This window comes from Nostoc sp. (assembly GCF_054880495.1).
Window position 1 is genome coordinate 1 of the sequence record NZ_JBTYKD010000282.1, and the last position, 13111, is coordinate 13111.

Consider the following 13111-nt stretch of genomic DNA (forward strand, 5'->3'; position numbering starts at 1 on the left):
TCATTGAACTTTTCACAGCGATATTCCTTCTCTGGGGTAAATATTTGGTTGCAGTGATACTCCATTCGCCTTACATACTGTTCAATAGCTGACTTTCGTTTGAGATATTGCTGATAGTTTGATTGCTCTAGCATTGGTAGATACAAGCAGTTGTACAAGGGTAAAATCACAGCACCGAGCGCACACAAACTAACAGCAATTCTTGAGAAGTAGCTCAGACTACAAGAGCCAATCACCAAGCACTCTAAAAGCGTTAATTCATCACTATTGAGCCGCGTTGAGCCTTGCGAGGATTGAGAATTGGGTGCTTTTAATGTTTTGACGGATGACTCCCATATCCGCTTTCATGTCTCCTGAGAAGTTGTTAACCTTTTGGTTCAATCTAGAAGCCCTGTTGCTTACGTGTTCTCGCAAGTCTTGGGCGTTAGTTTCAAATGATTGCTCAATGACATCAAATTTATGGTCAACGTAGTTCTTGATTGCAGCTGTTATAGTGCTGATAAATTGGCTGTAGTCGGTAAAAGTGTCGTCAACCTCGGAAGCGATACTTAATGTTTCTTGTTCAATTAATTCAAACCCCAGCGCCGATGATTGGGCTGTTACAATCTGACGCTTATCCTCACTAGTTACAGTAATGCTGTTAATCTCTTGGGAAGCGACCGCAAGCTGACTATTATCAAGTTCTGGGTCAAGCTGTGCATCTTCTGCCCCTACTAAAAACGTTTCTTCAACGGGTTCATCAGTTACAGATAATTGGCTTGTCGATTTGACTTTGAGATAATCAACGGCTTGACTCAATTGCTCTTTGGTGGGATTGTCAAGGTCATCGCACTCGACAGCAAGCGCAGCCGAGGTGTAATCGTCCTTGGTGAATCCTTGATAACCCTGTTTGTACAAACGAGCGCGGACATTGTTAGTGAACTTGTCAGACATGATGATTACTCCTTAAAGGGCTAGTGTTAAAACTTCGATGGTTGCGGATTTCCGAGGTTGTGAGCGCTTGTTGATTGCCCATTGGGTTGCAATAAAGGCAACAAGCGCTAAATCTTTGCTCTGATAAGATTGAAGGGACTTATAACTTAGATTTGCTTGGCTAAACCAGTAATAACGAGTGCTGCGGGGTACATCGTCAAGATTGATTTTTAGATAGTCTGCCAGCGCGACTAGGAATTGCTGACCTGTGTATTGAACTTCTTCGGCATCATAGAAGTGTTTAAAGGCTTGCCAGCGTTCGCTAAAATCAGAGGTTCTAAAAGAAAAGGCTGAACACTTACGCTTCAATTGAGCATAGGTTTCAACAATGCTTATGGCTTTTTCGGATTCAATGGAGAGCGAGAAATATTGCTTCAAGGATGCGACTGTGCGATACCAAGTGATATCTGAAATGCCTTTTCCCGTGATGCCCTCGTAAGTTTCTTTGAGCAAGCGATACTTAGCTAGATATCTTTTTGTTGCCACATTAACTCTGTTTTATTACTTGAGTGTGTATAAAATTGACCGACTATCCGTAAATTCCAGTTATTTGACAGGCTTATTTAGCTAGAAACAGTTATCCTGATACGCCAAATTAGCTAGGCACTATCAATAACCTTGGATTTAGGACTTTAGACAAATGTTTTAGCCTTGGTTTTATCGGCTATAACCACGTAATAACAAGGTTTGTCAGCTTTGATGACATACTGACACTTTCTCGTTTACCCCCACGAATACGCCCCTTTTGGACTAGTTGACGCGCTTGTACCAAAGCCTTTGTCCGCGACGCGCGGTAGTATCTGTTACCAATGGTTAGAACAAACTCAACTGTATTGAGTTGTGATTTATCTCTGCTGTGTGCTGTTTATATAAGCTCGGCACTTCGTAGCAGCGCCTTAGCACCTTGTCACGATTGAGCTTTAAGTCAGCACTCTTAGACTGACGCGGTAAAGGACGGAAATAGTACTGGGTGTATCTGATACTGTCACTGCTTGTTAAATATCTGTACAGCGTTCCATTAATCCAGTAAGTTTTGCTCTGGCTCAATAGCGTGACGCATCCTACAAGCTCTTTATCAATCATCATTCTTGTCTCCCGCGACACACGCGCCCGTCAAGCTTGCACCTAGAAAGACGGCGATAGATGCGATCGCGCTTCCTTCAAAAATTTTGGCGTTGTAAATCCATGTAGGTTGATATTGCTCACCTCTGCTTTCCTCAATCCGGTCAAACCCGTGACAAAAGATAGAACCAACTACCATAAAACTAGTAGTTACCAAGCTCACAATTGCTACTGATGACGCTCCATTAAGTATGAATGAGTTAATCTTTTCACGCCAAGTTTTCACACGGCGAATGTGCATTACTGGCTTTTGTTCTAGATATGAATGCCACTGCTCATCAGTAAAATTCAAGGGCTTGGAATCACAATAATCGTGTTCGTCAAGTAGTTCGCCTACTGCTTGAATTGCATCTCCTAGCATCACATCTGGAGAGTATTCTAGTTGTCTGAATTCTTCCGAATCTCGGATTTCTCTGAGCCAGCGATCTATTGCTTCTAACCTTCGTAATTGATTTTGATTAAGCATTACTCTCTCAAAAGGTAGTTCGTTGATTGCTTCTTGCGTTGCGTAAATTGATATGCATGAATCCTCTGTCCTAATGCAGACACGCACAATTACCACGACCGTTGAAAATGAACGGACGCAATGCAGATATTGCTGTGAATAGTTGAATGCTCTCAAAACAGCGCTTGCAACCCTTGCAACCCTCGAAAGGAAGTCGCCTTAGCGTTTTGCGCTTGGGTCTTACTCGCGTCTGCCTTAAGTTATTGACGTATCGATAACCTTGACACTAATATAATAGTACCAACCAAATGATAATGTCAAGTAAAGCTAGCTATCAACCGAATGGTATCTTTCAAATGCTGATAAACTGCAACAGAATTAGCTGTTAATATCAGTTACTTGTTATTGATGCCAGTTAGGAATAAAATCAAGCAGTTTGTTGATGATAGGGGCATTACCCGTTATCAGTTCAGAAAAGATACAGGGCTATCTGCAACCACAGTTTACGCTTTGTATGACAATCCCTGGCAAGTACCACACGTAACCGCGATGAACAAAATTTGTGACACTTATCGCGTTCAGCCTAGCGAGTTAATCGAGTGGGTTCCACCAGAAGAAGTCAGCGATCGCGTACAAAAAACCAAATAAGGAGGGAATCTGACCGAGGGAAATCAGGCAAACGACGATATAGAGCGTGTTGAGGGCAAATTTGACCCACTAGCTGAGACTAGATATTGGCTGCCTGCTGCTTCAGAGCAACACTGCAAAAGGATAGGCAGAAAAAGGGGAATACGATTAGTTAAAGTTGTTGATACCAAGATAGAACCTTTACCAATTATTTGTATTTTTGAGGGACACCCAGATGAGTGAAACAACTACTCAGATACCAGTAAGCGAATTAATCCCAATGCTGACCGCGATCGCGGATCGCAACTGGGAACGCTTTAAAGAAGTTGAAAAACAATTCGTTACAAAACACGGTATAGAGGCTTGGGAAGATTTTTTTGCTTTTCGACTAAAGCCAGCTTTAGACAAAGAATCTGATAGATGGCTGCTAGTTCAGTGGTGTAGCAAAGGTTTTACAGTGAAAGATGTAGCGTGAATCACGAGGTGTAAACTCATAGGCACGTTAGCCCCGTAAGGCAAAATCGAGCAGCTAGTACTATTTCACATCATTATTTTTTGATGTCGCCAATGTTAACAGTGAAAGACCTAACAAGCGATTTTCAACTCCCACTGCACAACGAAGCAGCGTTTGAAAAAATTAGGGAGGCGAAAGATTATGCGTCCACTCAAGCTCTAGCGGCTGGTGCTGCTGCGCTGGCTACAGGAGGCATAATTCATCCGGCTGGCTGGGTTCTTTTTGGATTGGCTTACAAGCCGTTGGTGGTAACTCAAAAACTTGCGCGGTTGGAAAAATTAGGAACCTTACTTTTTGATGAGTTTAAAAGCCTAGATGTACAAGTCTTCCCGGTAATTCCGGTAGAAGACAACAACCCTATCGACTTGTTTATTAGATTTCCACGAACAACTCACCTGTTTATCTCCATTCGGTCAAAAGGAGATAGAGAAATTGTCTACAACGAAGCTAGAGAGGTTTTACAAGTCAAGCGCAAAGACAAAAATGGACTAAAACTGTGGCAACCCTGCCCACTTGTGGAGTTAGCAGATTACGAGAAGTGGCTCAACAAGAACAGAGATAAGTTTTTGATGTCTTCCCGTGAAGCTCAAAAGACTCCCACAGCAAAAGTTTTGGTCTTATGGCCTCCTACCAAGGCGGCTAATACTCACAATGAACATCTTTATTCGGAGGTGGGAAGTATGAAAATTCTGGCTCTCAGGAGAAAAGGTACTGCGTTTGTTATTCAAGAGGAGGAAGTAACCGAGTTTGTCAGGGCTTGGTTAGCCAAGTACAGATAGGCTAAAAGGTGAAAACCCCGTGTCCCGTTGGGATACCGAGGTTTTCTGATTTTTATTCACGTGGAATTGGGGTTATCGGGTGTGCAAGCCTAATTAATATCCCTAATAGTAATCTTATCAAACCTTTCAAGGTGTTAAGCCATTGTAACACCAGCAATCCAGACAGAAAGAGCAGTTTAGGATTTTTCTGTTTTTACATTTCTGAACGTTTGTATTAGAAGATTACTTTCGGGATAGCTCCAATTCCTCCAACACACTTCAGGAGGAATAGCTCTCATGTCACCATTACAACAATTTCATCACTCAGTATCAGCACAAGAAGCAGCTGAATCAGAAACTTTTTCTGCTGTAAAGACAAAACTTGAGTTGATTGAGAGTCGGATAATCAAGTTTGCGTTTAACGCAACTGGCACAAACAAAGACTGGGACTTTAAGAAGCTGGCCGGTAACTTCATTGATGTAGAGGGCACTCTAGCCGATGTCCAGCAACACATTAAAGCAGGTCACGCCATCTGTGCCGGACTGTTAGGGGGGAAATGGCGCAGTAAGGCCAATGTCATCGGTTCTCAGTGGCTACTACTCGACATTGATAATTCCGATGTCGCCCGTGATGCTTATGACAAGCCAATTAAAGACGAGAATGGAAATTATATCAAAATTTACGATCACCAATTAACCATAGAAGAAGCCCTAGCCCATCCCTTCATTAAAAAACACTGTGCTTTAATTTACACCACAGCCAGTCATAAACCAGAGTGGCACAAATTCCGGTTGGTTTTCCTTCTGCCCGAATATGTTCAGGGCGCTGATACTGTAGAAGCTTGTACACGCTTTCTCATGCAACAGTTGCCCCATGACCCAGCTTGTAAGGATGCAAGTCGTGTTTTCTACGGCAGCACAGAAGCAGAATTCCCGCTAGTCAACCCTGAAGCCACTTTACCAGCAGAATGGATTCAGGAAGCGATCGCGATCGCGCAACAGGAGCGTATTGAGTATCAGCTACGAATTCAAGAAATTGAGTCGCGGCGTAAAGAGTGGCGTGAGATTTCCCTCACTGAAGGCTGGGACATTGACCAGCTAATCCAGAACGCGCTTTCATTCATCCCACCACGTACCCCAGGAAGCGGTAACTATGACGAATGCCGTCAGGTGTTGATGGCACTGGTTAACCATTATGGGGCATCTGAGGCGGAAATTATAGCCGAGCAGTGGTCGCCCAGTATCAAGGGTTCAACTTGGAACATCCACGCTAAGATTCGCAGTTTTCGGCGTGGGGGAATTACTCTAGGCACGCTGTTTCACATTGCCAAACAGTATGGCTTTCGGTTTCCGCAACGGCAGTATGAACCCAACCTCGGCAACAAAGGAGTAATTAGCCGTGAAGAGTGGGAGCTTGGGCGAGTCAGAGAGGACTTGAGCAGCTTCCAAAATTTATTAAAGCAAGCGTTCAGCTATGCTGGGGCGCAGCCCATCGCTCCATTTAGTTCGATATTTAAAGGATTTAAAGCCCCACCAACACCAAAGCTCTTACCCGAAATTAACACGCCTTCGCCCAATGTAATTATTTACAAGCCCGGCAATATCCCGTACATAACTAAAGTTACAGGCAATATCTCTATCTCCTGCCAGCCAGAAGAACACATTGCTGCTTGGGTAGAGGCTGTTTCTAAAGGCTGGACACAAATCTTAGATAATTCCCATCCAGGACTCGGCAAGTCTTACAACGCGGGGCAATTGACGGCGGCCTTATTTGGTGTTGATAAACTAATTTACCAGGATGCCAACCACAGAAACCCATCTACACTGCCCATTGAGACGAATTTTGTTGACTTACCAGTGCGGCACAACGGCTTTAAACTAGATCCCACCCGCAAAACTCCTACTGGTGAGGACTTTAAACTGTGGACTAAAGCGGGTGAAACTGCCGACACTGATGGCAATTGTCACAGAACTTATTTATTTAACGCATTTCGTAACAAGAATTTTAGCAGTTTAGATTTTGAAGAGAGCGGTATTAGTCCCATCTGTGGCGGTTGTTCCCTTAAAAATCAGTGCCGTTTCGCTGACGGGGACGGTTTTGGCTTCCGCTTTCAAAAGCGCACAGTCATTCAAAATTACTCCGAACTCAGAGCGCACCCCGACTCTACCCCTGTCACCTTAACTAATGCTGCTGACCAAACTTTCACCGTTGGACGGTTATGGGAAGAAGCTGGCACACTCATCAAGCCCGTGCGTTCTCTTGATGTAAACCTCGGCGATTTTGAAACCACCATGGCCAAGCTGCTACTGTTAGAACCAAATCTTCTATCACAGCTGCAACCTGCACTCTTAATTTTACACCAACTGTTTAGTCAACAACTTAAGCCGAATGACCGCTACGGCTTTGATGATGCCAGCATCCGTGCGCTGCTGCCCCCTTTCCCCACAGGCTTAGATATCGAAGCCATTCGGCAAACTGTAGAACCTGATTTAACTTTCTTAGAAGACTTGGACTCAATTGATATTACCGAAGATAAACAACTCAAAAAAAGTGCTGCGGCTCGTTATGCTGCCAAAAAGGTAGTTAAAGACAGCGCACGAACAGCCGGGAGGGAGTTTCTTGACTTGCCTAATTACTGGTTGCCTGACTTCCTGGAAGCTTGGAAAGGTGATGGTAGTTTCCAATCTCAATGGGGTGTACTCAGCATTTACCGCCGAAATCCCAAACATACTGAATTGGCTAAATCAGCCCAATTTAATATTTATCTTGATGCCACTTTCAAATCTCACAAGTTGAAATTGAAACTAGGCATCGATGATCCTGTGTTAGTCATTGAGCAACAACGCCCAGACTACGACAATTTAAAAGTGGTCAACGTCACTGGGTTAGGTAAGCTGCCCAAAAATCGATCTGACACTCTCAGCGCCCGTGTGAATGCCCTCAAAGAAACCTTAAAAAAACTCTACCCCACCCTTGGCATTATCGATTGGAAACAGATCGCAACCCAAGCCCTTAGCCGCACAGAATACGGTCACTTTGTCGATGGGCGTGGTGTTAATCGCTTTAGTGAGTGTGATGCGATCGCTTCTTTTGGCATTCCTTACCAAAACATCGGTGTTTTAGCAGCACAATATCAGGTGATGACTGGTGAACCAGTCAACCTGGATGATAAAAACAGCGCTTTCCAAAAGTATCTCACAGACCTGATCCGTGCAGAAATTATACAAGAGATTGGGCGATTACGCGCTCATCGTCGCCCCAATGTGGAGCTAACATTCTACTTCTGCGCTGACTATGATTTGAGTTTCCTCGATCGTGAATTACCAGGAGTAAAATTAGAGGTTGTTGATGCCTGCGACTTCTGCATTGAAGCTGGTAGCCGCGACCAGCAGACCGGACACGCTATAGTCAACGCTTTCACGCACCTTTGGCAGTCAAAACAGAAAATTGGACAAAAGGCTCTAGCCAAAATTGCTGAAATCTCCCAAGCCTGGGTGAGCCGATTTACCCAACGCTGGGGGGGCTGGCAGCACTTTAAAAAATTATTACTCCTGCTATTAGATAGTCTTAATAGCGGTAGTAATAAAAATTTGGCTGATTTAGACGAGGATGAAAAGTGGTTAGCCCATAAATACTTCCCCCTGTTGATTGCTGAATCAGAATCATCGCCTGAAGAAGATGCCTTAGAACACGTCGCTGAAGTTGCCACAATCTTTACTAATACTGCAATGCGGCGAGTTTTGTACTCATGTTGCCCTCAAGTTAGGGCTGGCTTGCTGATGATTATCTTGCGTTGTCTGCCTACTGAAGTTTACTCAGACTTTGCCCCAATGCAAGCCGTAACTAACCCGACAGTGACCTGATAAAATTTATCCGTTTTCATTTATACTGAGCTTGTCAGTAGGAAAAGATGCTCTAAATGATGATTGTGTACTTAATCATTAAGTGAGCGTCCAGTTCAACATATCTATAAATATCAGTAGTATTTTTTAGTATAAAGGAAGTGTATTATATTACCTTTATAAGGTTATTTGTGTTATTTGTACTTATATATAAATTGTAAAAATAAATACTAAAAGATTATGAGTAAATTTTCTAAAGACTTTAATGATTTACATAAATATGGTGAACTAATACGACCAGGTAGTGAAGCAATGATCAATCACTTAAGATGGTGTGCTATGGAAGTCCTGAATGAGGATTATAGAAGGAAATCAAAATTAGGAATAACACCATATACCGAAGAAACTATTCCTCGTGATTATTGGATACAAAAAACAAAAGAAATAGCACTTGAAAGAATATTAAAGGATTTTCCTGGTCAAGGGCCACCAGAGACTTTATATGCTAGTCATCCAGATATTATAAAAAATGCAATCGAAGAAACTATTAAAATATATGGGAAATTACCGTATATAGATGAACCAAATTTTAGGAAAAAATCTGATAAACTTTTTTCGATTTTTATAATTTTTATCTTATTTGTATTCATAGGTTTAGGTTTTATAGGTTATTCAATTTTTCAACAAAACTTCAATAATCAAAAAATAGATAAACCTATACAAAAGTAGAGTTTAGTTGATTGATGATAAATCGGTTTATTTAAAAATTGTGCTTTGTTAGCTTGTGTGGATTCTTTCTGCTCTTTTTCCATTATGAGTAAGTTGTTTTACTCATAATTCAACCAGCTGATAAATCTTCGTCCCTATAAAGTTGAGGTACAAAGCCTGACCTGTTTGTTTGGTTTTGCTTTTCTGATTGATCCTCTTGCTCTTGTGCTGCTTTTAGTTGACTTTTTCTCTTTCCTTTCCCACTACTTATAGATGATTTATCAGCTTCATTACTGGTTTTAACAGTTGCTTGAGTTTCAGTAGCTGGCTTTGATGACTGGCTATTATCTTCCTCCTCAGCTTTCTTTCGTTGACGGCTGCTTTTCTTCAACTCGCCTATTAAATACTTGATTCTGCTGCCACTTAAATGAATGCCCAGCCCTTTCAGCATCTCTGACACTTCATCATAACTATAGCCATATTTATCAGAGGTCAGTTTCTCGATATACCTCCTCATTTTCCGAATAGCTTCTCTGTCCGATAGACTATCCCGCTCTTTTGGCTTGAGATCCTTCAAGGCAGTAATCGCCTTATCAATCTTGCCTTTAGTAATCTGACCAGAATCTTTTGGCTCAACCATTGCTATGAAATTAAATTGAGATCATAATTCCCTTATTTTCCACTATTTTTCAAAAAGTATAACTCCAGATTAAAAGCAAGTTTCAGCTACGCTGCTTATAATTTTCGTTGCTGCGGCTACGCCGTCACCATCATTTATTAGATGATGTTGACTGTTGCTGACTGTAGCCAAGACACTCCGGCATAGCTATCGCAGTCATTCAGCGAACACTGATATAATTATGACGAAACAGCTACGCTGTTATCAGACTTCATCCCACCCGGAATCACCCGAAACCGTCCTCCCAGCTACGCTGTCGTACTCTCGCCCCCAGCCTCTCGCTGTGCCTCCGTATATACGTAGCATTCGACACTTCGCTTACCCCCGTATTTGGGCTAGAAGCCAGCCATGCCTCAAAGCTTACGCTTTGTCTCGCTGCGCTCGAATGGCAGACTGGTTCAAGTGGGGAAACCCCCCTTGAAAAACCCCCCTCGCAATGTCCCTTGATATTCTCGACTTATGGCGAATCGCAAGCAGTCTAAAGCTCTAGTAAGAAAGCATATTTTTCCAGTTAGATTGAGCGACATCGAACTGGATCTGCTGCGAATAAAATCACAAGACGCGGGGATGTCAGCAAGTGAACTGATGAGGCGTAATGCGTTGATGCGTCCATTACCAAAACGATTGAGTAAGATTAGCTTGCAAACATATTGGGAATTAGGACAAATCGGTAACAACCTCAACCAGCTTGTAAAAGCAACTAACACAGCGCTAAAAATTGGGCGAACTTTACCTGCTTCACCCGAACTGCTAAGAGAGCTTTTAGAATTGCTGCATCAGTGCAGACGAGATATTGCCTCGGATGACATTGAATCCGAAGATTCGGAAGAGGAAGACGAAGAGGATGATTGGGAAGCAGACTAAGGGCAGAGGTTTTCGCAAGCTGTTGGATTATTTAGAATCCCGCGAAGATGCCAAACTAATCGGCGGCAACATGAGCGGGAGAAATGCCCGTGAATTGGCGCGGGAATTTAAGCTGTCTCGACAACTAAATTCTGATGCAGACCGAGTTGTTTACCATGTCTCGCTGTCAGCAGCTAAGGGTGATAAATTAGATGATGAGAAGTGGAGCGAGATTGGCTCACGCTACATGAAGGAAATGGGTTTTGATGCCAATCAGTTTGTCATCTTTCGCCACCATAACACCGACGACGACCACATCCACATTGCAGCCAGCAGAATCAGGATGGACACGGGGCTTTTAGTCCATGATTCCTGGGATTATGTTCGCTCTGAGAAAGTGCTGCGACAAATTGAAATTGACTATAATTTGGTGCAAGTGCAAGGTAGTAGAGAGAAGCTTCAACGCACACCCAGCACCGGACAAATCAGACGTATAAGGCGCGAACAAGAAGAGTTTGAACTAGGTAAACTTGAGCAGCCACCAGGACGCACTATTAAAGAGGAACTTCAGCAGACAATTGATCGGGCCAGAGTTGATAATCCCCAAATGCCAACGCTGATTATGCGGTTGCAGCAAGCTGGCATTAGTGTGAGAACAGGATTCACTAGGAACGGTAAGTCTAAAGGTATTTCTTATGAGAAAGATGGGCAGGCTTTTAGTGGCACACAGTTAGGCGCAGCTTATACCTTCCCCGGTTTGCAAAAACATCTTGCTGTTGACTACCAACCAGAACGTGATGATGAACCTATTCATGAATTGCTGCTCAAACCTGTTAAACCACTCCCAGTTGAGCAGTTAGAAAAGTTTCTTCAAGAGATTGAACGCAAACAGCGACAGCCTCAGTTCACCCCACCACCAGAGGATAAAGTTGTTTGGCAAGTGTTGCACAAGTACTTAAGCGAGAAACGCTATATACCAGATTATATTGTGCAAGGATTACATGGTAATCAGTTGCTTTACATGGATGAGCAACGAAATATTTTATTTATCAAGCGTGATTTAGATGGTGAAAAAACTGGCGCATTAATTTGGTCAAAGCCTAGACAAAATCATCGCACTGTGGAGTACGACCAAAACACCTCTACAGCAAATGGTTGGTTTTATCTGAGATTAGGAGGGCAACCAACGGACAAGGTAGAAAACGTCTTTTTGTGTTCTTCACCAATTGATGCGATGTCAGCAGCCACCTACCTGATCTCAAGTTGCTCCCGGCTACCAGCAACTAGAACCATGTTGATAGTAGCTGATGACCCGAATAACCTACCTATGGAATTTCTCAAGACTTTCAATAGGGTTGTCGTAGCATTCAATAATGATGAGCAAGGGAATAAAACAGCTAGTGCAGTATTAGAATTGTTGCCACAGGGTAAAAGGCTCAAAACCCATAATCCTGATTGGAGTCAGGAATTAGAAGCTCATCTGAGGGAGGAGCAACAAAAGCTCTTACAGCAGGATCGTGGTTTTAGCTTGTGAGCCACGCCGAGTAGACCGAACTCGTGACCGCTTCGCTCTCGGAGTCGGTGGCTCTTACGGGCAGAAAGATTACTGGTTGGGCCGACTAGATCCTGCAAGCCCGCAAGAGCCACTTCGCTGCGCCGACTCCGAGCCACGAGTTCTTGAATCTTGGAAAGATACTTTGACTATTGGCAGCGATAATGTAGTTAGATACCAAAACACTGCTATTAATGCCTCCTTCACATATCTTCTAGTCAATCAGGGGCATAACGCAGGATTTTAATTTATCCCAAAATACCAGTATGAGAACTGTGCTTCAAAGTATCCGGGCAAAAATTCAAGAAGTCAAAAAGAATCGGCTTAAAGAATTAGATTTAAGTGGGCAAGATGGGGTTCTAGACGGAAGGTTAACCCGAATTCCTGCTGAAGTGTTTGAACTGACTTGGTTGGAAGTTTTAAATTTCAGCCGCCATCAAATAAAAATCTTGCCAGAAGAAATTATAAGACTGAAAAACCTCACGACGCTGGATTTAAGCTACAACCAGCTAACGACGCTGCCCAAAGTGTTCGCTGGAATTAAAAACCTCATCACACTAAATTTAAATTTTAACAAAATAAACGTACTGCCAAAGGCTATCCTTGATATACAAAACCTGACTACCCTAAATTTAAGGGGCAACCAAATAAAGACGCTGCCAGAAGCAATATTTGGGCTGCAAAACCTGACTACTCTAAATTTAAGCCAGAACCAAATAAATGCACTGCCAGAAGGGATTATAGGACTGCAAAACCTCACGACGTTGTATTTAAGTCTTAACCAAATAACAACACTACCAGAAGCAATATCTGGGCTGCAAAACCTTATTGCTTTAGATTTAAGTTACAACCAAATAAATGCACTGTCAGAAGGGATTATCGGACTGCAAAACCTCACAGCGTTGTATTTAAGTAATAACCAAATAAAGACGCTGCCAGAAGCAATATCTGATCTGCAAAACCTCACAGCGTTGTATTTAAGTAATAACCAAATAAAGACGCTGCCAGAAGCAATATCTGATCTGCAAAACCTCACAGCGTTGTATTT

General features: G+C 42.8%; 13 protein-coding genes. 9 read left to right on the forward strand and 4 right to left on the reverse strand.

Annotation, left to right across the window (positions count from 1 at the left end; all coding sequences use genetic code 11):
* Positions 1-264: 264 nt before the first annotated feature.
* The 3 genes from ACYTXL_RS24845 to ACYTXL_RS24855 form a co-directional block, all read right to left on the reverse strand.
* The gene (locus ACYTXL_RS24845; RefSeq protein ID WP_461927046.1) at positions 265-933 is read right to left on the reverse strand and encodes a hypothetical protein; all 669 of its coding nucleotides are present in this window, start codon (positions 931-933) and stop codon (positions 265-267) included.
* A gap of 12 nt (positions 934-945) precedes the next feature.
* Positions 946-1458 (reverse strand): hypothetical protein, encoded by a 513-nt coding sequence (locus ACYTXL_RS24850; protein WP_461927047.1) that lies wholly within the window; start codon positions 1456-1458, stop codon positions 946-948.
* A 589-nt stretch (positions 1459-2047) separates the two neighbouring features.
* Entirely contained in the window at positions 2048-2560 is a 513-nt protein-coding gene (locus tag ACYTXL_RS24855; protein ID WP_461927048.1) for a hypothetical protein, read from the reverse strand.
* Positions 2561-2947: 387 nt separating this feature from the next.
* On the opposite strand from ACYTXL_RS24855, the gene ACYTXL_RS24860 reads away from it, so the two are divergent.
* The 5 genes from ACYTXL_RS24860 to ACYTXL_RS24880 all read left to right on the forward strand — a co-directional run bounded on the left by ACYTXL_RS24860 (position 2948) and on the right by ACYTXL_RS24880 (position 9010).
* Positions 2948-3187: a helix-turn-helix domain-containing protein gene (locus ACYTXL_RS24860; protein WP_109013574.1), complete on the forward strand. Its 240-nt coding sequence runs from the start codon at positions 2948-2950 to the stop codon at positions 3185-3187.
* A 214-nt stretch (positions 3188-3401) separates the two neighbouring features.
* Complete coding sequence (locus ACYTXL_RS24865) at positions 3402-3641, forward strand: hypothetical protein (RefSeq protein WP_114084606.1); 240 nt, start codon at positions 3402-3404, stop codon at positions 3639-3641.
* A gap of 83 nt (positions 3642-3724) precedes the next feature.
* A complete protein-coding gene (locus ACYTXL_RS24870) occupies positions 3725-4459 on the forward strand; it encodes a hypothetical protein (RefSeq protein WP_094345603.1) in 735 nt (244 codons plus the stop codon).
* A 276-nt stretch (positions 4460-4735) separates the two neighbouring features.
* Positions 4736-8302: a PriCT-2 domain-containing protein gene (locus ACYTXL_RS24875; protein WP_461927049.1), complete on the forward strand. Its 3567-nt coding sequence runs from the start codon at positions 4736-4738 to the stop codon at positions 8300-8302.
* Between the two features lie 219 nt (positions 8303-8521).
* Positions 8522-9010: a hypothetical protein gene (locus ACYTXL_RS24880; protein ID WP_461927050.1), complete on the forward strand. Its 489-nt coding sequence runs from the start codon at positions 8522-8524 to the stop codon at positions 9008-9010.
* Between the two features lie 109 nt (positions 9011-9119).
* On the opposite strand, the gene ACYTXL_RS24885 is transcribed toward ACYTXL_RS24880, so the two are convergent.
* Positions 9120-9629, reverse strand: a complete 510-nt coding sequence (locus ACYTXL_RS24885) for a hypothetical protein (RefSeq protein ID WP_461927051.1) — start codon at positions 9627-9629, stop codon at positions 9120-9122.
* A 498-nt stretch (positions 9630-10127) separates the two neighbouring features.
* Between ACYTXL_RS24885 and ACYTXL_RS24890 the strand changes: the two genes are divergently transcribed.
* The 4 genes from ACYTXL_RS24890 to ACYTXL_RS24905 all read left to right on the forward strand — a co-directional run.
* The gene (locus ACYTXL_RS24890; protein ID WP_461922529.1) at positions 10128-10532 is read left to right on the forward strand and encodes a plasmid mobilization protein; all 405 of its coding nucleotides are present in this window, start codon (positions 10128-10130) and stop codon (positions 10530-10532) included.
* On the forward strand, positions 10513-12045 hold the full coding sequence (locus ACYTXL_RS24895; protein ID WP_461922528.1) for a relaxase/mobilization nuclease domain-containing protein: 1533 nt from the start codon (positions 10513-10515) through the stop codon (positions 12043-12045). Before ACYTXL_RS24890 ends, ACYTXL_RS24895 begins: the two co-directional genes overlap by 20 nt.
* On the forward strand, positions 12029-12310 hold the full coding sequence (locus ACYTXL_RS24900) for a hypothetical protein (RefSeq protein WP_461922527.1): 282 nt from the start codon (positions 12029-12031) through the stop codon (positions 12308-12310). The genes ACYTXL_RS24895 and ACYTXL_RS24900 overlap by 17 nt, the downstream gene beginning before the upstream one ends.
* Before the next feature lie 28 nt (positions 12311-12338).
* The coding region (locus tag ACYTXL_RS24905; RefSeq protein WP_461927052.1) for a leucine-rich repeat domain-containing protein at positions 12339-13111 on the forward strand (773 nt) is incomplete at its 3' end.